The sequence below is a fragment of the Microcystis sp. M090S1 genome (assembly GCF_020246295.1).
In the GTDB taxonomy this organism is placed as follows: domain Bacteria; phylum Cyanobacteriota; class Cyanobacteriia; order Cyanobacteriales; family Microcystaceae; genus Microcystis; species Microcystis aeruginosa.
Genome location: NZ_JADBTF010000181.1, coordinates 1 through 22,973, shown reverse-complemented (window position 1 = coordinate 22,973; position 22,973 = coordinate 1). Strand labels below are relative to the sequence as shown.

15 protein-coding genes and 2 pseudogenes are annotated in these 22,973 nt (G+C 40.2%); 5 read left to right on the top strand and 12 right to left on the bottom strand.

Translation table 11 applies throughout. The features are described 5' to 3' along the window. A pseudogene (locus tag IM477_RS23335) lies at positions 1-275 on the bottom strand (IS1/IS1595 family N-terminal zinc-binding domain-containing protein); the annotation flags it as partial. 240 nt (positions 276-515) lie between these two features. After that, complete coding sequence (gene groL, locus IM477_RS08225) at positions 516-2,189, bottom strand: chaperonin GroEL (RefSeq protein WP_287731308.1); 1,674 nt, start codon at positions 2,187-2,189, stop codon at positions 516-518. Between the two features lie 264 nt (positions 2,190-2,453). Here groL and IM477_RS08220 point away from each other — a divergent pair, with 264 nt between their 5' ends. Next, positions 2,454-4,226: a coiled-coil domain-containing protein gene (locus IM477_RS08220; RefSeq protein ID WP_287731307.1), complete on the top strand. Its 1,773-nt coding sequence runs from the start codon at positions 2,454-2,456 to the stop codon at positions 4,224-4,226. Positions 4,227-4,276: 50 nt separating this feature from the next. Here the strand turns inward: IM477_RS08220 and IM477_RS08215 are convergent, their stop codons facing one another. The 7 genes and pseudogenes from IM477_RS08215 to IM477_RS08185 all read right to left on the bottom strand — a co-directional run bounded on the left by IM477_RS08215 (position 4,277) and on the right by IM477_RS08185 (position 13,870). Further along, on the bottom strand, positions 4,277-6,301 hold the full coding sequence (locus tag IM477_RS08215) for a potassium channel family protein (protein ID WP_190718066.1): 2,025 nt from the start codon (positions 6,299-6,301) through the stop codon (positions 4,277-4,279). Positions 6,302-6,472: 171 nt separating this feature from the next. Continuing rightward, positions 6,473-6,559: pseudogene (locus tag IM477_RS08210) on the bottom strand (SWIM zinc finger family protein); the annotation flags it as partial. A gap of 24 nt (positions 6,560-6,583) precedes the next feature. Then, complete coding sequence (locus IM477_RS08205; RefSeq protein WP_190718069.1) at positions 6,584-7,009, bottom strand: hypothetical protein; 426 nt, start codon at positions 7,007-7,009, stop codon at positions 6,584-6,586. Then, positions 7,009-8,280 carry an AAA family ATPase gene (locus IM477_RS08200; RefSeq protein WP_287731304.1) on the bottom strand — a complete coding sequence of 424 codons (1,272 nt, stop codon included), beginning with the start codon at positions 8,278-8,280 and terminating at the stop codon, positions 7,009-7,011. Before IM477_RS08200 ends, IM477_RS08205 begins: the two co-directional genes overlap by 1 nt. Before the next feature lie 225 nt (positions 8,281-8,505). Then, complete coding sequence (locus IM477_RS08195; RefSeq protein ID WP_287731302.1) at positions 8,506-9,345, bottom strand: SWIM zinc finger family protein; 840 nt, start codon at positions 9,343-9,345, stop codon at positions 8,506-8,508. Between the two features lie 13 nt (positions 9,346-9,358). Beyond that, the gene (locus tag IM477_RS08190; RefSeq protein WP_287731301.1) at positions 9,359-12,481 is read right to left on the bottom strand and encodes a DEAD/DEAH box helicase; all 3,123 of its coding nucleotides are present in this window, start codon (positions 12,479-12,481) and stop codon (positions 9,359-9,361) included. 408 nt (positions 12,482-12,889) lie between these two features. Further along, positions 12,890-13,870: a DUF3616 domain-containing protein gene (locus IM477_RS08185; RefSeq protein WP_287731299.1), complete on the bottom strand. Its 981-nt coding sequence runs from the start codon at positions 13,868-13,870 to the stop codon at positions 12,890-12,892. 708 nt (positions 13,871-14,578) lie between these two features. Here IM477_RS08185 and IM477_RS08180 point away from each other — a divergent pair. The 3 genes from IM477_RS08180 to IM477_RS08170 all read left to right on the top strand — a co-directional run bounded on the left by IM477_RS08180 (position 14,579) and on the right by IM477_RS08170 (position 18,897). Next, positions 14,579-16,021 (top strand): sensor histidine kinase, encoded by a 1,443-nt coding sequence (locus tag IM477_RS08180; RefSeq protein WP_287731298.1) that lies wholly within the window; start codon positions 14,579-14,581, stop codon positions 16,019-16,021. A 92-nt stretch (positions 16,022-16,113) separates the two neighbouring features. Next, entirely contained in the window at positions 16,114-17,211 is a 1,098-nt protein-coding gene (locus IM477_RS08175) for a saccharopine dehydrogenase family protein (RefSeq protein ID WP_287731296.1), read from the top strand. Between the two features lie 3 nt (positions 17,212-17,214). Further along, a complete protein-coding gene (locus IM477_RS08170; protein WP_287731295.1) occupies positions 17,215-18,897 on the top strand; it encodes a mechanosensitive ion channel family protein in 1,683 nt (560 codons plus the stop codon). On the opposite strand, the gene IM477_RS08165 is transcribed toward IM477_RS08170, so the two are convergent. Together IM477_RS08165 and IM477_RS08160 are read right to left on the bottom strand one after the other, a co-directional pair. After that, positions 18,824-19,327: a hydrogenase maturation protease gene (locus IM477_RS08165; RefSeq protein ID WP_287731294.1), complete on the bottom strand. Its 504-nt coding sequence runs from the start codon at positions 19,325-19,327 to the stop codon at positions 18,824-18,826. The genes IM477_RS08170 and IM477_RS08165 overlap by 74 nt on opposite strands. A gap of 198 nt (positions 19,328-19,525) precedes the next feature. Beyond that, complete coding sequence (locus IM477_RS08160) at positions 19,526-20,167, bottom strand: Uma2 family endonuclease (RefSeq protein WP_287731292.1); 642 nt, start codon at positions 20,165-20,167, stop codon at positions 19,526-19,528. A 155-nt stretch (positions 20,168-20,322) separates the two neighbouring features. Between IM477_RS08160 and IM477_RS08155 the strand changes: the two genes are divergently transcribed. Beyond that, positions 20,323-21,006: a Uma2 family endonuclease gene (locus IM477_RS08155; RefSeq protein WP_287731289.1), complete on the top strand. Its 684-nt coding sequence runs from the start codon at positions 20,323-20,325 to the stop codon at positions 21,004-21,006. A gap of 23 nt (positions 21,007-21,029) precedes the next feature. Here IM477_RS08155 and IM477_RS08150 read toward each other — a convergent pair whose 3' ends face one another. Next, the gene (locus IM477_RS08150; RefSeq protein ID WP_287731288.1) at positions 21,030-22,442 is read right to left on the bottom strand and encodes an LCP family protein; all 1,413 of its coding nucleotides are present in this window, start codon (positions 22,440-22,442) and stop codon (positions 21,030-21,032) included. Between the last annotated feature and the right edge of the window lie 531 nt (positions 22,443-22,973).

The following is a 22,973-nucleotide window of genomic DNA, read 5'->3' as shown; positions in this document are numbered from 1 at the left end:
TCGTAAGGAAATTCGTTCGAGCAAGAGTTTATCAATTAATTGTTTGGTTTCGTCAGAGACGGTTTTATTAGTGGGATTGATCACAAACGGTTGACCACATTCTTGACATTGACGTTTGGGTTTTCCATTATGAATAGAACCATTCTTGATAGTATGGTGAGAACCACAACGCTTGACAGTGGAATAGAGGTGAAGGGGGTATTTTGTTCGGTGCTAGACTGATATTTGAGTAAGCCAGACAGGAGCCAGAAAAAGATATTTATCAGAAAAGTCATGATCAAGCTAGAGGTTTAAAGACTGATCGGGTTCCAATTATTTTTATTAATAAATATTTTACACAATTCATACCAGGTAAGCAAGAGGGCTACGCCACTACTACCGAATCATTACCGGGGAGGGGAAGTCGAGCATTTGTGAGGAAAAAAAACCTGCCCCTAATGCCGATGATAACGAGAAAAGGGACAGATTGGCTCAATGGAATGAGATTATTTTCAAGGGCCAGACGGCATCAGGAATTACATCATACCCATGCCGCCCATGCCGCCCATGCCACCCATGCCACCCATGCCACCCATGCCACCCATATCGGGGGCTGCGGCTTCTTTAACGGGTTTTTCGACCACGAGGGCTTCCGTAGTTAAGACCATACCGGCGATAGAAGCGGCGTTTTGAACGGCTGACCGTACCACTTTAGCTGGATCGATAATTCCGGCGGCGATTAAGTCTTCGTACTTGCCGGTGAGGACATTGTAACCGACGCTAAAAGCGGTATCGCGCACACCTTCCACGATCACATCGCCTTCCACACCGGCGTTATTAGCTAACTGACGCAGGGGGGCTTCTAGGGCTTTAGCGACGATATCGGCGGCGACTTTTTCCTCATCGTTAGTGAGAGAAGCTTTGAAAGCCTTCACCTTAGAAGCCAGATGAATCAAGGTTGTACCACCGCCCGGGACGATACCTTCTTCCACGGCGGCTTTGGTGGCATTGAGGGCATCTTCGATGCGGAGTTTGCGATCCTTGAGTTCGGTTTCTGTGGCTGCCCCGACCTTAATGACGGCTACACCGCCGGCTAATTTAGCGATGCGTTCCTGTAATTTTTCCTTATCGAATTCAGAATCGGTTTCTTCTAGCTGTTTTTTCAGTTGGGCGAGACGTTTCTGCACATCGGCCTTATTGCGGCTGTCCCCGGAGGCGACAATAATTGTATTGTCTTTTTCTAGGGTGATTTTTGCCGCTTGCCCTAGCAGATCGAGGCTAACCGTGTCAAGACTTAAGCCCACTTCTTCGGAAATCAGACGACCGCCGGTGAGGATGGCGATATCTTGTAAAACTGCCTTGCGACGTTCCCCGAAACTGGGGGCTTTGATAGCGACGACATTTAAGACACCCCGGGCCTTGTTGACCACTAGAGTGGCTAAGGCTTCGCCGTCCACATCTTCGGCGATAATTAATAGGGGACGACCTTGACGGGCAACGGCTTCGAGGACGGGGACTAATTCTGCGATCGCACTGATTTTTTTATCGGTAATCAGGATCAGGGGGTTGTCGTACTCGACGATCTGTCTTTCCTGATCGGTGATGAAATAGGGAGAGATATAACCGCGATCGATCTGCATCCCTTCCACTACTTCTAATTCGGTGGTTAGGGATTTCGATTCTTCCACGGTGATTACGCCATCGGTGGTGACTTTTTCCATGGCGGTGGCGATCATTTGTCCCACTTCTTCATCGTTGCCGGAAGAAACGGTGGCCACTTGAGCGATCGCATCTCCGGCGATCGGTTTAGCGACGGCGGCGATTTCTTCCACCAGATAGGCGATGGTTTTGTCTAGTCCGCGTCTTAAGGCGACGGGATTTGCCCCAGCGGTAACGTTTTTGAGACCTTCTTTAATTAAAGCCTGGGCGATGATGGTGGCGGTAGTGGTGCCATCTCCCGCTAAATCTTTGGTTTTTGCCGCTACTTCCTGAATTAATCTCGCCCCGGTGTTTTCGAGGGGATCGGACAATTCGATTTCTTTGGCGACGGTGATGCCGTCATTAACGATCTGGGGGGCGCCGTATTTCTTTTCTAACAAGACATTGCGTCCTTTCGGACCGAGGGTGATTTTTACCGCATCGGCCAAGGCGTTGACACCTCTTTCTAGGGCGCGACGGGATTCATCTTTGAAGGCAATGATTTTGGACATAGTATCGCTGTTGTGATAGGACTCCTTTAGTTAATTTAGCACTCTTAGGGCCTGAGTGCTAAGATGCGGCTGCGGTCATTGAGGAGATAACGATGTTGAGGAGATAACGATGTTATGTCCCTACGGCAGACTGAATTGAGTTAAAAAAATAAAAATTTATCAAGATTTATTAATAATTGCAGAAAATCAATGATAACTATTGTAGCATCTGGAAGCTAACCGAATTTTAGCCCATTTTCGCCTTTTTTTTAGGAGAAGATAATCATGATTAATCCAAATCCTGCTATCGAACAAAAAATTAATCAATTTATTCTGGAAACCCAAAATAAATTTAGTCAGGATAAATCAGCTACCCTTGCTAGTTACCAAACAGAAGCCAAAACAATCACTCAAGAGACTAATAATTTAAGAGATGAACTTATTCAAAAACTAGGTGAATTAACTTTTTCAGACCCTTTACCTAGCAGAGAAGAATTAGAAAAACAAATAATAGCTCATACAGATCAGCTTGTGGAGACAATCAACCTTTTATCTACGGGCAAAAGTTCAGAAACTCCTCTTGATACTTTCAGCCAAGAAACTGATAGTTTAGTTACAACAATTACGACTCTATTCGATGCTAATGCTAACGTTCCAAACTTGCCAAAACTCAAAGAAAAACTAACTGCTTGGCAAACAAAAATTAAAGATACTTTGGTTAAATTTTCCACGACTGTGGAATTACAACAGAAAAATGAGTCTTTGATTGCTGAACTGAAGGATAACTTAGACAAATATAGTTCAATTCCTGAAGTAGATGAACCCTTTGAAAAGTTAGTCAAGGAATTTAAAGATAATTTTGCACAACTACAAGAAGCAAGTGTTTTATTTCAAACTTTATCCGATTTAATCAATGAAATTAAAGCTAGAGATGAGGTGATTAAACTAAATCAAAGAATTGATACTTTGCTGGGAAAAACTAAAGAACAAGTAGCGGGATTCCCTCCAGAATTAGACCGGGAAGTACAGGGAGAATTAGCCAAATTAATTATAATACTAGGGATAGCGCAGGTGGAACTCATCAACAGTTCCAAAGCTTGGGATATCATGCAAGTAAAGTCGGTGGTAGATGCTGGAGAAATTGCGATTAAATCTTTAACAGGTCAACCTAATATTATTTTGGCACAAAAATTACGCTATGCTGCCGAAACAGGATTAAGAAAAACCCAGATGGGTTTTTGGAATGGTCTAGCCGACTTCAGAGATAATCTTTTCCATTCTATCAAAATACCTACAAAAGTTTTAATTGGATTAGTGTTAGCTCTCCCTTTGAATTGGGGTATTATGAACTCCCCTCCAGTGAAGGATTTGCTTATGCCCTTACCTCCAATCTCAAATTCTAGTAACCAAAATACTGAGGACAAAGATGGAAATTTTAGACTCTTGATATTGATATTGATGACAGGGACTTTAGGGGGAGCAGTTAGTCTTCTAACTCGTTTGCAAGACTTTGATAATCCCAAAAATCAAAAATATGACGATGACTTCTTGCCATTGTCAATTGGTTTAACCAAACCCATTTTAGGGGGAAGTTTCGCTTTCTTTATTCTGCTAATTCTTAACTCTAGCATTTCTCCCTTACAAATTCGGACTGACAATGGAAATAAGGGGAATGACACCTATTTATATGGACTTTTGACAATGGCTTTTGTGGCTGGATTTAGCGAACGTCTTATTCCCGATTTAATTAATCAAGTGGAGAAAAAAGTAACTGTAGAGGCTAGTTCCACTGGACAGGGACTACCTCCAACGATTTTGATCGCTCCGCCTATCGCAAGTTTAGCATTAAACGGGGAGAAAGAATTTAGCATTAATCCCGTTGGTAACTACACCATCACAATCTCACCGCCAGAAAGCGGTAAAATTGATAAAAATACCACTGATGCCAAATTTACCTACACTGCACCCCCACAAGGAAATGCTGGGGATAAAATTACTATTACTGCCACTTCTGATTCTGGACAAACTGCCAAGGCTACGGTCACTTTAACTGCATAAAAAAAGACCAAGAGAGCCTTCTAGTTTGACAAAAAAAGGATAACTCCCATTTACCCCGATTTCGGGTTAATTGGAATGGCCAAGGCTTGAACTTGAATTTTTTTTAACTCGGAAACTAATCGAATCGCCTGCTGTTCGTAGAGGGGAGCGCCCAGGGTCGCTGGCAAATTTTCCATGAGATCGCTGGCGGTTTTCAGGGGACAATTAGAAAAACGACTGATTACGGTGGGTGCTTCCGCGGCAATATTGCGGTTAAAGGCTTTTTCCACCCGCACGCGCCAAGTTTTGGGAGTGCGACGACCCTGTTCCACCCGTCGCAGTCCGTTGATGGTGGCCAGCACCACAATGCGATCGCCGATGCGTAAATTGAGATAATCTTCGGGCATTAATTTCGGGGCTTGCCGTTCTCGTTGGTGTAGGATCGGCACAACTCGATAACCGTAGGCAATATCCCCGATCGAGCTACCATTGAGAGTATCTCCGGCTTCGATCTCGTATTCCGTCACCAGAATCGTTTTTTGCGCCCAACGGAACAGATAGATGATATTTTCTCCGAAAGCGGCCCCCGTAAAGGCTTCTGCCGCCACGGTGTTGGTTCCTAAAATGTGAGAGCGGGGCAGAATTTGACTTAATTGTTGACTAAGGTTGTCGTCGGTGGTGCGGATGACTAAGTAGCTTTGGGGGTTGAGTTTGCGGGTGGTTAGGGCCACTTCTAAATTGAGGATTTCGTCATCAGTAACAATCGCTATACTTTTAGCCCTGTCTAAATTGACATTTTTTAAAGATTCTTCGATATTTCCCGTCATCAGGGGCATTTTTGGCAGGATAGTTGCATCAAAATCCCTATTTAAGCTGACCCCAACGATTGCCTGTTGCATTTCTAGTAATAAATTAGCCACTTCTTTGCCGACTCGACCTAAGCCCACAATAACGATATGATTCTGTTGGGGAACTGGGGGACGGTTGGGGATAAATTGAAATCTTGATGATAATAAAGTTTCTGTCAAAATGGCATAGAGAACCCCGATAAAAGCGGTTCCAGCTAAGGTTAAAAAGAGACTAAATAGCTGCATCCACCAGGGAACTGCATTTAAATCTTCGGGGTTAGAGGCACCGAAAACATCGCCATAACCACCTAATAAAAGAATCGCCGTTCCTGAAAGAGCGGAAATAAAGGAAGCTCTCGGGGCGTAGAGATGGAAAAGAAAAGTCCCGATAATTACTAGCAGGATAATGATAAATACTGACATGAAAGCCACCCGGTGAATTTGCTGCTGAAAACTCAATTGCCAGAATTGTTGGATTTCTTTGAGCAATTTTTGCCAAAAATGCCGCAACTTCTGGCGAGAATTTGAAGGTTTCTGGCGGACAGCATCGATGTTTTGATAGGTAGTTTCGATGGTGGTAATGGTATCACCGGCCCGGATAGTGGTGGTGGGGGACCATTGATAAAATCCAGCCCTTAAAGGTTCATCGGGGGCTGTGTGTGCTAACAGACGACGGGTGGGGGTATTTAAATCACCTAAAAAGCGATCGAGTAAACCATCTTCGGGGCTAATTTGTCTCTGGATAATCCGCAATTTCTGACCGTCGAGATGCAAAAAACCGAGGGTTTCCGTGCCTAATGTGGCTAAAGCAAAGGCATTGGCGGGTAGTTGGGTGGGTTCATAGGCGATAAAATTGCCTAAACGTTCCTTAAGTAGCTGATTGAGATTATCTTTAGAAGAACGCACCACTAAGCGGGTAAGGGGATTTAATTGCCGAATAATTAGGGCAGTGGTGGCATTAATTCGCTCATCACTGGTGACAATTAAAGCAGCCCGACAGCGATCGATTCCCGCTCTTGCTAAAATGTTTTTTTGACGACAATCACCGATAATTATTTCCTCTAATAAATCGGGAAAATCATTAATTTCCCAACTGGGAGGCTGTATTAGTTCGATACCGACGACGCTAACCCCAAACTCTTTTAAAGACTTGACGCAGTGTTGTCCGAGACTACCCAATCCACAAACTAAAAAGCGATCGGCTAACTTGACATTCCCATCGACAAAGCTGAGAGATTCTTGGTTCATAGATTCTGCTTGTCTTAAAAAATAGAATGCTTTTTCAAACTTCTGATCCCCCCTTAATCCCCCTTTAATCTACCCTTAATTTACTTTTAACTAAGGGGGGTTAGACGATTTTAAACACCCACCTGATTATAACATACCAGCATTTTTATTGCGTACCCGTTCATACATTTCTTCCATATTTAATTGGAAAGCAACGAAGTAATAAACTCCAGCAATATGTTTACAGGGATTTTCCCAATCGGGACAAGAACAATTAGTTCAGCTTTTTTCTGAGGGAAAAACCTAAATAGTGATTTCAGCTTTCATCGACCTGACTTTTAAACTAACTTCAGGATGAGATTGCTTTAATCTCGCTTGATAAACCTGAACATTGGTTCCAGCTTTTGGTACTCTAGAAGCGACAATATAGCATTCTTTTTTAGATTTTTTATGTCTTTCTTGTAAGTAATAATGATTTAGAGTTGACAATAATTGATCATAAGCTTGTTCAATATTTTTACCCTTGAGTTCAATATAAAGAGCCAAGCTACAGGGACTATCAATTTCTAACAGCCAGTCGCATCTTTTCCCCTCGATGATTAAACAATTATCTATTTTTATCTTAGTAACTAATTTCTGACTATTATTGTTGACGATAAATTCTTTACCATTTTCTTTAACTTTGACTATTTTATTATTATTGCATTCAGAACAGTGACTAATATCCATTATTGTTGAGCCTTTCTTTCTAAAATTTCTTCAAACTCTTGACTAAGTTCATCGGAGACAGCATCGAGGTTATTGATACCAATCAAGTTCACCTCTGTATCTAAGATACTTTGAGTTTGTCCGTTGCTAATTGTGTAGGCTGACACATCTTGAAATTGAATAGTATTTTTATAACCTAAAGATTTTTCCGCTTTGACAGGCTCAACGTTAGCCGCCATGATTTTATTATTCAAAGCTGTGAGAATGTAGGGACTATGGGTAGTGAGAAAGAAACGACAATTTTTATTAGCATAAAGTAAGGTAAATAGTTCTACCATATCTCTTTGAGCGGAGGGAAAAAGATGGGTTTCGGGTTCCTCAATAAAGAATTGATTAGATTCGTGAGTGGCAAAAAAGGGGAAAACTAAGAGAATTAATAACATTGGTAAGGCTTCTTGTTGTCCGCTTGAAGCATCAATTAAGTTAATCTTTCTCCCATCGGCATGATAAAGCCAATCTTGATCTTTTTCTCTTCCATAGCTACCCGATAGAATTTTTTCGGTAATTAATTTAATTTGATCATAAAGTTTTTTATCATCTTTTTTATCTTGGAATAAACTTTCTGATTCATTAATTATTCTGTATAGGCGTTGAGCATTTTCATAATTAGAGCCAAAGTTGATAATCAGAGGATCAAGATCAAAATTATTGGACAAAAAGGCAAAAATATTATTGGTAAAGTATTTAACAAAAAGAGTGCGACTAGCTGGTACAAATAAAATCTTTGTAGAAAAAATTTTTTCATTGCCTTGAAAAAAATCAGCAATATTTTTGGCCACACAATCATTCATATCTGAATAAATATCTTGAGTGACTTTGTTATTGCTTTTGGCAATTTTACTCACTTGTCTAATTGTTGTATTGTAAAACTTTTTAAAATTATCTGAATAGGTAAATTGTAGTTTAAAATAGCCAGATTTGTCCTTATATCTTTCAATCAAAAAGTTCATGTCATCCAAACGATAAACTATTTTAAATACTTGCTCTTTCCATGCGTATTTAGGAAATAATTCCTCAAATCGCTTCTGTAGGTGCCTTTTTAGTCCTTGCTGATCTTGAAGATTAGTGACTAATAATTTAACTTGATAAAACAAAAATGTCTGAAATAAAAAAACTAATTTAGCAATAATACTTTTACCAGTGGACTGTTCACCGATGATAACATTAATTTTTTTTATCTCTATTTCCGCATACTTAATAATCAGAAAATTTTCAATAGTTAAGGATTCCATTGTATCTCTCTTATCCCCAGTCTCATAACAATACTAACAGGTTAGGGGTAGATTTTCAATTACTGTCAGTTGTTGACCTGTTTATTCTAATCTACCCTCCTATGGATAGATACCTAAGTCAAAAAGTCAGCAATTTAGCTACAGCGTTTCTGATCAAGATAAAGTGTAACCTAATTTGGCATCGGGACTGACTCCTGACTCCCCAAAGGGAAAACTTATATTTTTTTAAAGTATCCCTGCATTTTTATTGCGTACCCGTTGATACATTTCTTCCATTACCTCGATAAAGGAATTATCCTTATCCCAAAATGCCGGATAATCACCAGCTTTTTTAATGACAATTGCGGGAATAGTTGCGGATTTAACTAACTGAGGATTTTCGGGTAAACGGTGATGGGAGTGCCAAAATTCTTTGAGATCAATTGTTTCTACTGCCGGTATAGTTTCGGGTTTAGTGTGATAGGAAGTAACGGGTTTAAGAGGAATTTCTTCCTCTTGGATGGAGGAGGAAAGCAGCTTACCGAGGGGAGTTTTTGCTAACTCTTGCAGTAATTTTTGACGAGAGATACCTCGTAATTCAAATAAGAGGAAAGGATCCTGATCTAATTGGGAAGCAACGAGGTAATAAACTCCAGCAATATGTTTACAGGGATTTTCCCAATCGGGACAGGAACAATTAGTGATAAAATCCTTTTGACTGTGGGGTAATAAGTGCAGATTCAGATCGCTAAATGCTTCATCAATATTATCGGGAACTTCTTTGAGCAGCAGTTTAGAGATCATACTCGCTCTTGAACCAAGATTATATAAAGCTTGTGACCACTCTGCTTTAGTAATTGGTTTAATCTCGATACTCACCCTATACAAAGGTTCTTTGTAAACTCCAAAGTAGGGATTAATGGAACCTCGCACCTGAGCAGTAATTAAATTACCGTCAATTTTATAATTCTTGACTTTATCATTTTTGGCGTAGGAACGTCCTCGACTCAAGCGCGCTGAGTCGGTAAATTCCTCTAATGCTTCTATAAAGCGTTGTCCCCACCAAGTTTTACTAAATTTATTCATGGGTTTACCTCGATTAAATAATTGTCTGTTTATTCAATGCGATTAACTGACGAAAACTTTCGTTATCTAATTCCGTTAACCAGGATTCATCATTACTAACAATAGCATTAGCTACCTTTTTCTTTTCCTCGATCATTTCATCAATTCTTTCCTCTAAGGTTCCCAAAGTGACAAATTTATGCACGAAAACATTTTTTTGTTGACCAATTCTAAAAGCGCGATCGGTTGCTTGATTTTCTACCGCAGGATTCCACCAACGATCAAAATGAAAAACATGATTTGCTTTGGTTAAAGTAATCCCCACCCCCCCAGCTTTTAAGGATAAAATAAATACGGAAGGTTCTGTTTCGGGATGTTGAAATTCTTCGATCATTTGTTCTCGTTTTGGTTGAGAAGTCCCCCCGTGAAGATAATAAGTATTATAGCGAAAAGTTTGTTTCAGGTACTTTTGTAAGGAGTCCCCGATTTCAGTAAATTGAGTGAAAATTAGCAAACTATCTCCCTCTAAAATTACTTCTTCTAGCATTTCTCCCAAACGCTCTAACTTATGCGATCGCTCAGGAGTAAAAGCGCTGTTATCCTGTAAAAATTGACGCGGGTGATTACAAATTTGTTTCAAGCGCATCAGGGTAGATAAAATTAATCCTTTGCGTTTTATTCCCTCCGCTTCTTCTAATTGTTTTTCCACTTCTTTGATGACAACTTCATAGAGAGAAGCTTGTTCTTTAGTTAAATTACAATACTGTTTGTTTTCCACTTTGTCAGGCAAATCTTTAATTATCTGCTTATCGGTTTTTACCCGACGCAGAATAAAAGGTTCCACTAATTTTTTGAGAACCGTGGACTGGAGACGATCATTTTGTTTTTGAATTGGCACTTCAAACGCTTTACGAAATTGAGTTTCTTTACCTAAATAACCAGGGTTAAGGAAGTTAAAAATTGACCATAAATCAAGCAGTCTATTTTCCACAGGAGTTCCCGTTAATGCGAGACGATGTTGTGCAGATAAACTCAAGATTGCTTTAGTTTGTGCTGCTTTAGGATTTTTGATATTTTGTGCTTCATCAATTACCAAACGTTGCCAAGATTGCGAGTTAAATAATTTCAAATCCTTGCGAACTAAGGTAAAAGAAGTAATGACGATATCCTTGTGACTAGCTACTGTCTGAAATTCGCTCTCATCTTGATAGCGCTTACTACCATGATGAATTAAAACCTGAAGATGGGGGGCAAATTTTTCAATTTCTTTTGCCCAATTTCCCACCACGGAAGTGGGTGCAACTAGCAGAGTTGGTAAAACATTATTATCTCCCTCTCTTTCCCCAACCAATCTAGCAATTACCTGTAGGGTTTTTCCTAATCCCATATCGTCAGCAAGACAACCATTTAAACCCAATTGTTCCAGGTATTGAATCCAGGCAACTCCACGCTTTTGGTACTCCCGCAGCGTTCCTTGTAATTGGGGAGGATTTTCGATCGGTTCTAGTTGACTAGGATTTTGTAATTTCTCTAGCATAGAACCCAAAAATTCATCGGTTTCAACAATAATCTCCTCTGGGGATTCGGCAGCTTTTTTCATTAATTCAATCAGATTCATCTCAGGATTTTCCTGCTGATATTTCTGCCAAAAATCCAGCATTTGCTGCATTTTATTTTGTTCTAATTCTACCCATTGACCTCGAAATTTAACTAGGGGTGTTTTGGTGTTAATTAATTGTTGCCATTCCTCTTGGGTAATAGTTTCTTCACCGATGGCTAGTTCATATTGATATTCAATGATGTTTTCGAGGCTAAAAATCCCTTTACTAACGGGGGTAGATTTGCCTGATTTAGACGTAGTTTTTAGCCGAACTTTGGCGCGTTGACGACCTTCGGGAGTCCACCAAGCGGGAATAATTACCTTATATCCCGCATCTTCTAAAATCCACGCAGTTTCTTTTAAGAAAGTAAAAGCTTCTGTAAGGTTGAGAGAAAATCCCGTCGGTTTATCCGTTTCTAATCCTTGCCAAATGGGGGGATAAATACGGGCAGCATAACCCAAACTCAGTAAAATATTTTTGTCTAAATCTTGACCAAAATGCGCTCGTATGCTTGTTCTAGTTTCAGGGACTGCATACCAATATTCGTCTAATTCTAATCGCAGGGAGGGGTCTTGTTTAGAGATGAGGATAAAGGTAATTTGCCACTGTTCAATATTATCTTCTGGCGCTTCCGTTAGTTTAAAACCAAGGCTAAAACTAGATATATTTTGGTCTCCTAGTAATTGCTGTCTCCAAGTTTGCCACTGTTGATATTTTTCTAAAGCAGCGGCAGTTTGCAGAAATCCAGCAGCTTTAGTCACAGAGAGGCAGTCACCTATAATTGTCTCGCCAATTTTTTTATCAAAACTGGCAGGAATTGCCGTATTAGTGACAATTTCATTGAGGAGACATTCGGAGAAGTGCCGGAGTAGGGTTTTGGGATCGTATAATTGTGGTGAAGCATGGGGATTTTCAGCACCAGCAAGACAAATGCGGGGAAGATATTCGAGATAGTGATCGAGATTGGTTTCGTAGGTTGCCGATATAATTTCCCAAAGAGGGTAGATGGCAAAGTTAGCGGTTTTCTGGTTATTTGTGGCTAATTCTCGATATTTAAAGGCAGGAATATAGTTATCTTTGAGAATTATTTCTTTAAAAGCTTGACTGTAGTGATACCAAAAAAGTAGATCTGCACCTAACTGAATCTCTGAGGAGTTGTAAAGACAGATAAAGTGCAGATCATTGAGCAGTTTAAGTACAGGATTAAGGGGATAACAATCAATTTGCCAAGATTGCCATTGGCTATTTTCTGGGGGTTCTTTTTCTAGATAACGCAGTAATTCTAAGGAGGGTAAAGGTTGATTCTCGTGACTAGGTAAAAGAAAGTAGCGGGGGACAAATTGCCGACTAAGAGGATTATAATTCGATTGAACTATTCCTAACTCTCCAGTGAGAAAGCTAGTTAATTCTTCTTTGCTTAACTGAAAAGGATGATAATTATCGGCAGTGGTGCGACTCTTTTTCGGGGTGCTAGTTTCTCCCCAAAGATAAAAGCTACCCTTCTGAATAAATTCATCCGTTGATTGGGGAATCCAAGTACCGTGAAGAATTTTCATGGTTTTTAATGAGTACAAAAGAACTTAAATGAGGGCAATACTTAGCCTCTAGAAAAATTGTAGCGATTATGGGAGGATTCTCCACACTTTTTTGTCCCTTTGCGAACCCAGAAGTCCTCTGGATAAGAGAAAAAGGTTAATAGAGCTTCTAGGATAAAAAACCATTGAGAAGACGTGATCAACGGTTTTTTTGAGCTTAAAGCTTATCCCTACATGGGTTTAAAGCTATTTTTGTTGCGGGTTTTGTTGAGGTTCCACTAAGAGGGATGTCTAATTATATCAATTCTCCAAAATCCGGCTACAAGAGTTCGATCCCCCTGCCTTCGTCTCCCTTAAAATGGGAAAAAGGGGAAATGGGAACTTAAATTCGATAATTCGATCTGTAGTTTTTATGGGTGAGAATTGGTATTAATTAACTTTTACCCAAATACTACGGAAATATTTTTCGGGATTATTTTTATCGATAATATCTTTACAGGGAGTATTACCAACTCGCTTGATTGTACCATCATCGCTGAAAATCTGAAAGCGATCTGGGAAATGGGGATAAAACAACAAAGCTTCTGGACGAAACCCGTCAGGGAATTGCAGTGATTCTATCTTTTCCGGTGCATCTTCTTTTTTTCCTGACCAAGTATAGAAAACAAATTGATCGCCTCCATGAAATTCTCCAGCAATAATTAAATATACTTCTAAAGCCGGCCAAAATTCAATGCTACGAATTCCTAATCCTCCCAAATCCAACAAGATAGTATCACCAAATTCAGCCCGAGCATTGGTGGAATTAATAACTAAACTTTGAGGATTTTTTAGAGTTAATAAAAGAGCTTTATCGTTTGGTATAGGATTACGAAAACCGATTAAGATATTTCCGTCTGGAGTTGCCGTTAAACCTTCAATATTTAATCCACCTTTAGCTTTGGGAGCTTTGGTTTCTGCTGTTTTGAAATCAAATATTTCAGCCAATTGAGAGTCTTCGATAATATCGCGCAAGACTAACTGAGTATAAGACTCACCCACTTGAACTATACTAGAGCCGTCATCGTTAATTTTACTGGCAAAAAATTGATGACGAGGGAGTTTTCGTTCAGCATTTTTATTGCGGCCATGGGAAGTAATCCAATAGATTATGTCATTTAGTACAGTTACCCCCTCCAAGTCGATTTCTTTATTTTTAGGATTGTTTTTAAGCCAACCATTAATATCAATTGTTTCCAGTGCTTTTCCCGACTCTTGAGAGGAATAAATCCAGAGAATATTACCTAATTCTGGATCCGCCTCATCATTACCAATAACAAATTTATTTTCTCCTAAAGCAGTGGATGCAGAAGCATCACAAATTCCTTGATGTTTGATTTCTTGGATAATAGAAAAGTTGAGAGGTTGCATGATTGTATTCTCCTTGTTAATGAGAAAAGTGAGGAAAATTATAGGCAATAAAAGACAAAAAGACAAGAAATCACTAGAAATAATCTGAGCAAGAACTGGTTTAAATAACTAATTTCTCCTAATTTCAAAAGTTTGTCGAGTGTCATAATTTGTGTTAGTCCCTCCAAGACCCGATGATTCCTCCCATTGACCTAACGTCAAGGCAAAAGGTTTTGGGATCAAAGATCGGTTAGTTAGGGAAATAATTGGGGAACACTTTAACTCATTCAATAATAACTATAGATAAGCAAAAAATACTTAAATGTAACAAAAAAATACATAAGTGGGGAGGTGTAATTAAATATCAGACTTATCGAGGTTGAATTGAGCCACGAACCCCACAACCGGCATAGGTGATCAACTAAAGATGAAGTGTAATACTAAATCCGGTTATTAAAGAATGATTATTTATTCCTCCTTTTGCCTATTGCAAGAGTGCATGAGTGCCTGTCCTGATATGTAGCCTATGCTCAACGGATTTAGTGTAACCTAATTTGCTATCGACTACCGACTCCCCAAAACCAGAGAGTTCTTGCCTCACCACTAAGATAACTGTTATCAAAACGCGGATATCACTGCCAATAGAGTTCGGTTTTACCGTTATGGGATGAGCATTAACGGGGGTAATATTCTAGGTAAGGAATTTGTATCTAGTCAGTGATGAAGACGATGTTAAAGGGGTCTTTACCGAAATTAAGCGATATTTTCCCGCCGACTGACCATCAGGACCGGGAAACTCTCACCCCCAATGCTTTTTATCCTAATTTATCGGAATGGCTCAAGCGAGCGCAACTGAAAGCGGAAAGTGAATGGTTCGCAGCGATCGCCGCTTTAGAAAATATCTTATTACAAAACCAAAATAATGCTGCCGCCGGTCGGGGTTTAATTCTCTCCGGTCCGACAGCTTTAGTCAGAGAAAGTAAGGCTTTAACGGGTTTTGAATTCGGGGTTTTTACCGTTAAAGCTTTAAAACATTTACAATGGCAGGGTTTGCAATTGCCTTCTCAGGAAAAATCCGCCGCCGATGTTTCCCCGACGGAGATTCATGAATTGCCTCTCTTGCCAACGGATCCGATTGCTAATGAAAGATTTTGTCTGGTTTTTAGCGAAAGTTTCGCTCTTTTGCTGGTTTTAGGCGAGGATCAGTGGGGTTTGTCCTCTTTTCAATTTTCCTTTGATCCCGTCCTCACTCAGCAAGCTTGGCAGCAGTTGCGGCAACGATTAGTTAATCTGCGTTATCCGCAAATCGGGACTTTAGAGGCAATTATCGAGGCTAATGGCAGTCCCTCGCCGGATTACCGTCTAGTTAGCCAATTTAGTCGCCAATTACTGCAAAATTTACCCAACCAGCCTAATTTAGACCTGAAAAAAACGAAATCGCCTATCAATGCCGAAATCACTCCGCCAAAGGAAGATAATTCTAATTTAGAATCGGGTTGTGATTTGGAGTTATTGCGCGCCTTAACCCACGAAATTCGCACCCCTTTAACCACCATTCGCACCATTACCCGATTATTATTAAAACGGGCAAAAGTAACGGAAGATGTGCAGAAATATTTAGAAACAATCGATTTAGAATGTAGTGAACAAATTCAGCGCATGGAATTAATTTTCCGAGCCGCAGAATTGGGTATTAATCCTCTGGGGGATAAACCGATTCAATTAATTCCAATTGCTCTAGAAAAAGTCTTTCAAGATAGTATTCCCCGGTGGCAAAAACAAGCTAAACGGCGCAATGTCAATTTAGAAGTTAATGTACCGAAAAAATTGCCTTCGGTAATTAGCGACCCGAATTTATTGGATCAAATGTTAAATGGAGTCGTGGAAAAATGTACTCGCAGTATGGCTAGTGGTGGCCTGTTGCAAGTACATATATCAACGGCAGGAAATCAATTAAAAATGCAGTTCCAAACTCAGGTAAAATCCCCTAATCTTACTCTCAAAGCTTTAGGAAAAGTCCTAATGTTTCAACCAGAAACGGGTAGTTTAAGCCTGAATATGAAGGTGACTAAAAACCTTTTTCAAGCTTTGGGAGGTAAATTGATTGTGCGTGAAAAACCCGAAGAAGGTGAGATTTTAACCATTTTCTTGCCCCTCGGACGCATTAAATAAGTTGGGATTATTCTGAATTTTTCATCTTGAAAAATAGGCAAACTTGCCAAGAGGATGCTATACTAGGGCAACAAATATTATTGATAGTTGCCATGGAAAAAACTGTTTTAATTTTAGGTGGCACCGGTCGCATTGGTCAAAGTGTCGCCCTAGATATTATTAATCATACTTCAGCTAAAGTTATTATCACAGGACGGAAGGAAAAAGCGATTAAATTACTGCCAAGAATGCAGTTTTTGGCTTTAGATTTAGAAGAAATAGACAAGCTTAGACAGGCAATTAAAAATAGTGATTTAGTCATTCATTGTGCTGGTCCCTTTCACTATCGCGATGGCAGGGTAGTAAAAATTTGCATCGAAGAAAAAGTCAATTATATTGATGTTAGTGATCATCGTTCTTTTTATCAAAAGTTAATCCCCTATCGAGAATTAGCGATAAAAGCGGGAATAACTGCCGTAGTTAATACGGGAATTTTCCCCGGTATTTCTAATAGTATAGTGCGAGAGGGAGTCGAACAGTTAGATAGGGTAGAAACGATCCGTTTAAATTATGCCGTAGCCGGTTCAGGAGGTGCGGGATTAACCGTGATGCGGACTACTTTTCTCGGCTTAAAAAAGCCTTTTTTAGCTTGGATTGAGGGACAATGGCAAGAGATTGAACCCTATACTGCTAGAGAAGTAATTGACTTTCCCGCTCCTTTGGGTAAAACTGGTGTTTATTGGTTTGATATGCCAGAAACCTATACTTTTGCTGAATCTTTTCAAGTGCAAAATGTGATCACAAAATTTGGTTCTATTCCCGATTTTTATAATCATTTAACTTGGATTACTGCCCATATTTTTCCCGATGCTTGGGTAGAAAGTTCTCGGGGAATCGAGTTTTTTTCCCAAGTTAGTTATCGCATGACAGAAGTAACCGATAAATTTTCGGGAATTGGGGTAGCAATGTTAGCAAAAGTGGCCGGATGGCAAGGGCAGCAAAAAGCAGTTTATCAAGCAACTATGCTTCACGAGAATACTGCTCAAGCAGCGGGTTGGGGAACTGGCAGCGTGGCAGAATTAATCTTAGCGGCAAAACTCCAAAAAGCCGGGATTTATCCGGTGGAACAGGTGTTATCCACAGAACTATTCCATGCTACGATGAAAAAAAGAGGTATTAAACTCGATCGCTCCTGTGCAATTGTGGCTTAGAAGATGAAAAAAATCTGGCGTTACTTAGGGCTGTTTTGTTTAGTTTTGTTACTGACTTTATCCCCCATCTTCAGGATAGCGGCCCAGAATAATCCTGCTAAACAAGGACAGGAAACACCCCTGGAAACTTTGGGAGAAGTTTTTCCCGTCATGCTTGATAATCAAGAACTTTTTACTATTCGGCAAGGAATAGGTTCTTTTTCAGCGCAAGAAAGAGCGAAATCGATTACAGCCAGAATTGAAAAAATTGCCGATGACGATGCCCTTTCTCCTGAAGATTTAACCATAAAAATCGATCCTGAAGACAAAAACCCTTCGATTATTTTGGGAGATACGGTTATTGCTACTATTACTTCTAAAGATGCCAAATTACACGCGGTAAGTCAAGAAGTATTGACCGAACGAGCTTTAGCAAAGATTAAAGCGGCCATTGTCCGTTATCGTCAAGAACGTCAACCGGATAACCTCTTAAAAGATGCAACTTTGACGGTAAGTGCTACCTTGGCCACGGTCTTAATTTTCTGGGTAATAATTTTTATATCTTCGCGGGTTTTTCCCAAGATTCAGAGATTAATCACCTCCCTAGTTCCTGGGGTCGTATTCCAAAATTTTGAGATTATTAGTTCCCAGACAATAGGAATTTGTTGCCTAAGAGTTTTGCAATTTATCCGAACTCTAATTATTTTAACTATTCTCTATTTTTATTTAACTTTTGTCCTTCGTCTTTTTCCCTGGACTAGAAAATTTGGTGATGGTTTTCTGCAATACTTTTTTAGTGCTTTGGAAGTTATTTCCCAAGAGATAGCAAAATATTTACCCAATATTTTTATTATACTGCTAATTGTTTTTATAACTCACTATCTGTTGAGAGCAATTAAACCATTTTTCACTGGATTGGAAAGAGAAAATTTAGTAATCCATGGTTTCTATCCCGATTGGGCAAAACCAACCTATAATTTACTGTCACTGCTGATAATTGCCTTAGCTATAGTCATCGCTTTTCCCTATCTACCCGGATTTAATTCTCCTGCTTTTCAGGGGGTGTCGGTATTTTTAGGGGTACTATTTTCCTTGGGTTCCACCTCTGCTATCGCTAACGTGGTGGGAGGAATTGTCCTCATCTATACCCGCTCTTTTCAACTAGGAGATAAAATTTCTATTGGTGATGTTATTGGAGATGTAATTGAAAAAGGATTATTAGTCACCCGTATTCGCACACCGGCTAATAGAATTATCACGATTCCTAATTCATCGCTGTTAAACACCAATGTGATTAACTTTAGTGTCTCCCAAAGGGAATTCAAACAGCCTTTAATTTTGCAAACCACAGTCACTCTCGGTTATGATTTACCTTGGCGTAAAGTTCACGCAACCCTGAAAGAAGCAGCCTTAGCAACCAAATTTATTGTCTCAGAACCTGCTCCTTTTGTCTTGCAAACCAGTCTCGATGATTTTTATGTCAGCTATCAGCTAAATGCCTACACCGATCATCCTAGCAAAATGGTGTATATTTATTCTGAATTGCATCAAAATATTCAGGATAAATGTAACGAAGTCGGTATCGAAATTATGTCTCCTCACTACAAGGCTCTCCGGGATGGCAATCACAGCACTATTCCTGAAAATTATCTGCCGGAAGATTATCAAAGTCCTGCTTTTGGTATTCAGTCAAATCCTCAGAAGTAATAATTTTCCTAATAGCTTTGATTGCGTTTGTCAAGCCCTTTTGAGTTATTGTTGATAATTCTTCACCAAATTCACAATTAATAGCAGGAATAAATATTCCCAAGGCCCTGGGATTTTGTTGATAAATTGCTTGAGTTAATGCTAATAAAGAAGCGGGACTTTCTGCATGACCTAAATTATTCCATTCGGTAACTGCTGCTAATTTTTCTATGCGGATATCAGTTTGATTAGATAATACCGCATCAACAAAAATAACTAGAGAAGCATCAGCTATATCGGCTGCTAATTCAGGAGTCAATTGATGGGTAGCGATGACTTGCACATTAGGCAAATTCTCCTCGGCAATAATTTCGGCTATTCTCACTCCCACTCCGTCATCATTTCTTAAAGTATTACCGTAACCGATGATCAGTATTTTAAAATTATTCATGGTTAAATAGAGGAGACAGGAGTGGGAGGATTTACTTCGTTGCCATGAAAGACGCTGTCAGCGGGAAAAATTAGTTTAAATACTAAGTAGGTGGGTGGAATTAAATATAAGATGAACGTAGGTTGGGTTGAAGCGTGAAACCCAACGCCCGCTCATGTTACGCTACCGCTAACCCATCCTACAAATAATTGTGCCTCCCTACTTATAAAAATCTTCGAGATGTTGTTTTAGTTGACGAATTGCCATACTACTATTGCGATTGTCGGCAATTTCTCCCCAGAAAGAAACTAAATTTTGTAGGTTAAAGTTAGGAAAATATTGACTTTGATGGCGAGGGATATACTCTTGATTCTCTAGCCAATAAATATAGAGATTTTTCTGACGATACAACCAAATTTCAGGCACTTGATAAGGCAGATAATCATCCACATTCGAGTAACTGGTGACATCAATTTCTAATACTAAATCGGGAGGAGGATCATTTACCCAGTCAATTCTGGCTTTCCCTGCTATAGCCGGCCAATGGTCAATATAAAAACTATAATCTGGTTCAATACCACTTGTTTCTGGTAATTCCATGGTTACGGGAGTAAAAGCCTCGTACTCACGCCCCAGATAATCCAATAAGGTGATGATAATATTAGCAATTAAATGGGCATCACGTCCATGCTTAGGAAGTGGAGACATAAGCAAGACTTCTCCATTGTGATATTTGATTTTAGGCTGAGAATTGTCGCCCCTTTGCCGAGACAAAGTTTGATAATCTAGCCAAGTGGCAGGTAATCTCACTAAGGACCCCGCCGGTAGCTCGATTTTATCTAGTGAAACTAAGGCAAACATGGCGCAAGGTTCCAGGTAAATGATCAGAAACGCTGTAAAATAAGTATAGGATATCTTCGATGCTCTCGATGCACAGCTTAACCTAATCGATAAATTAACTGAGTCTGGTAAGAAAACTTAAGCCTTGATAGTAGTTTCTTGATGAGCCAAAAATTATGCTATCGACTAACACAGTTTCCCCCCATATTATTCCCCCTCTCGAAAATGGTGATAGATTAACTCGTCCCGAATTCGAGCGCCGTTATCAAGCAATGACACAGCTAAAAAAAGCTGAATTAATCGCAGGAGTTGTTTATATGGCAGCCGCGGTGAGAGCCAAAAACCACGGTAAACCCCACGCTAATATTATCGGTTGGTTAACTGCCTACGAAGTGGCGACACCGGGAGTAGAAACACTGGATAATACTACTGTGCGACTGGATGGGGATAATCAACCACAACCAGATGCTTTATTAAGAATAGAAACCGGTGGACAATCAAGCATTAGTGAAGATGATTATGTAGAAGGCGCGCCGGAATTAATCGTAGAAATTGCCGCTTCTACTGCTTCCTACGATTTACACGAAAAACTCAAAGTTTATCGTCGCCAGGGAGTGCAAGAGTATATTATCTGGCGAGTTTATGATGTTCAATTGGATTGGTTTCGCTTAACTGATGGGGAATATTTGCCCCTAGAATCAAATCAAAATAACATCTTTTGCTCCCAAGTATTCCCCGGATTATGGCTGGATAAAAATGCTTTATTATCGGGTAATTTAGCCGAAGTTTTGGCAAGATTACAGCAAGGAATAGCTAGTCAAGAACACCAAGATTTTTGTCAAACTTTGGCTAATAAATAACCCGGATAAACTTGATTTTTTTCTTAGTTGCCTAGGGATGGCTCAGAAAGATTAGCGGATTTTTCTTGCCAATCTTGACCGATTTTAATCGTCACATCAGAAGCGAGATTCCCCGTACTTTCCACCAAAACTTCCCCGACACCAAGGCTATTATGCAGGGCAGCAGCCAGGGAATTATCCCCTTTTTGAGCAATAATTTTGGTAGTTTCTAGAATTGGCGATGAAGACTTAGAGACAAAAACATTTTCATAACCAAACGAGCGCAGATATCTGACTAGAGCTTGCACCGCTTCTGGATTATCGATGCTATCTTCCACAGCTATGCGAGTCGGTCGCGTGGTTTCCTCAATGTCAGCCATAAAAGAGCCGTGGTTAAAATGTTGAGCCACTAGCTCTTGAATTTTACTTTGATTGGGCAACCAATAACTGATCCCTTGCCGACCATCACCATTAAAGTCTCCGGGTAGCAGTAGCATTTGCACATCAGCGCGCTGAGTTTTAGAGGCAAAGCCGGCTAGAGCGAGTAACTCCTCTAAACTGAGATTAGTATCGATATGAGTGCGGATAACCTCGATAATATCGGGAATTTTCAATAAAGTTGCTGGTTTTAGGGTTTGTTCTACTAAAGACCGCATTAATTGCTGTTGTCGTTGGATACGACCGATATCGCCGTTAGCATCGTAACGAAAACGGGCAAACTGGAGGAATTTCTCGCCGTTGAGGTGTTGTTCCCCTTTTTTCAGGTCAATGTAGAGGTGTTGACTAAAATCTTTGTACTTCATGTCTTTGGGAACATATACCGTCACCCCCCCCAAAGCATCAATTAATTTTTCCACACCCTGCACATTAATGCGAACATAGCGATCGATAGCCACTCCGTCCAAAAGATGACTAACCGTTTCCGCCGTTAAAGCAGGTCCACCGAGGGCGTTAGCTTCATTGATTTTTTTCTCCCCGTAACCCTCGATATCGGTGCGGGTATCCCGGGGGATGGAAAGCATGGTTAACTTCTGTCTTTGGGGGTCAAAACGCAGTAACAGCATGGTATCGGTTAAACCATCCAAGGAATTAACCGGGGCATGATAACCCAGATCTGGGGTTTGTGCCTCCTTGACATCGGATGTCAACACTTTCGCGCCAACTACCAGAATATTAACGGGGCGGTTGAGGGCGGGAAGTTGCAGATTTTGATAGGATATCGCCTGCTGATTGTTAAAAGCGGCGGCTTCTTGGGGACTAAGAGCAGCTTGTCGCAAAGGTGTGGAGGAGAGAGACACAGCCAACATAGCCCCCGCCGTAGCGGAAACTAGGGCGCAGCCAGTTAAGCCTAGGGCTGTCAGGAACCATTTACCGGACAATCGCCGCTTTTTCACAGGTTTAGCCGCTAATTTGCTTGATTGTCCGCTTTTAAGCCTTGATTTCGTCTTATTAACCACAAATTGCCTCACACAGTCACTAATTATCTCCCTAAAACCATATTTTAAAGGGATGAACTATTTTTTTTCTCAGATACCCGGAAAAGATTATTAAACTAATCGGGTTTTCTAGAGAGTTAGCAGATAATATAGCAGAATTTTTCCTTATAGTTCTTCTGCATGGCAATTTTGTCGAAATATCTAGGGTTTGTTTCGTGGGAGCGGGAAGTGGGGAAGTGAGGAAGTGGGGAAGTGGGGGAGTGGGAAGTGGGAAGTGGGGAAGTGGGAAGTGGGAAGTGGGGAAGTGGGGAAGTGGGGAAGTGGGAAGTGGGAAGTGGGGAAATTGAACTAAAACCCCAAAACCCCAAAACCCCAACCCCCAACACCTAAAACCTGTCTCGGAGTCTGGGAGTCTCCTATTTCCTCATCGGAAATTTTGGGTCTGAAACCCCGTCGTTCTACGACGGCTTTACTGTTAAATATCAGCACATTTACGAAATATATGCTAAAATGTGAGACATGGAAAAAGCCTACTCGTTCCGATTTTACCCC

Coding starts and splice junctions, on each gene's coding strand:
- groL (WP_287731308.1), bottom strand. CDS start 2,189: ATGTCCAAAATCATTGCCTTCAAAGATGAATCCCGTCGCGCCCTAGAA.
- IM477_RS08220 (WP_287731307.1), top strand. CDS start 2,454: ATGATTAATCCAAATCCTGCTATCGAACAAAAAATTAATCAATTTATT.
- IM477_RS08215 (WP_190718066.1), bottom strand. CDS start 6,301: ATGAACCAAGAATCTCTCAGCTTTGTCGATGGGAATGTCAAGTTAGCC.
- IM477_RS08205 (WP_190718069.1), bottom strand. CDS start 7,009: ATGGATATTAGTCACTGTTCTGAATGCAATAATAATAAAATAGTCAAA.
- IM477_RS08200 (WP_287731304.1), bottom strand. CDS start 8,280: ATGGAATCCTTAACTATTGAAAATTTTCTGATTATTAAGTATGCGGAA.
- IM477_RS08195 (WP_287731302.1), bottom strand. CDS start 9,345: ATGAATAAATTTAGTAAAACTTGGTGGGGACAACGCTTTATAGAAGCA.
- IM477_RS08190 (WP_287731301.1), bottom strand. CDS start 12,481: ATGAAAATTCTTCACGGTACTTGGATTCCCCAATCAACGGATGAATTT.
- IM477_RS08185 (WP_287731299.1), bottom strand. CDS start 13,870: ATGCAACCTCTCAACTTTTCTATTATCCAAGAAATCAAACATCAAGGA.
- IM477_RS08180 (WP_287731298.1), top strand. CDS start 14,579: ATGTTAAAGGGGTCTTTACCGAAATTAAGCGATATTTTCCCGCCGACT.
- IM477_RS08175 (WP_287731296.1), top strand. CDS start 16,114: ATGGAAAAAACTGTTTTAATTTTAGGTGGCACCGGTCGCATTGGTCAA.
- IM477_RS08170 (WP_287731295.1), top strand. CDS start 17,215: ATGAAAAAAATCTGGCGTTACTTAGGGCTGTTTTGTTTAGTTTTGTTA.
- IM477_RS08165 (WP_287731294.1), bottom strand. CDS start 19,327: ATGAATAATTTTAAAATACTGATCATCGGTTACGGTAATACTTTAAGA.
- IM477_RS08160 (WP_287731292.1), bottom strand. CDS start 20,167: ATGTTTGCCTTAGTTTCACTAGATAAAATCGAGCTACCGGCGGGGTCC.
- IM477_RS08155 (WP_287731289.1), top strand. CDS start 20,323: ATGCTATCGACTAACACAGTTTCCCCCCATATTATTCCCCCTCTCGAA.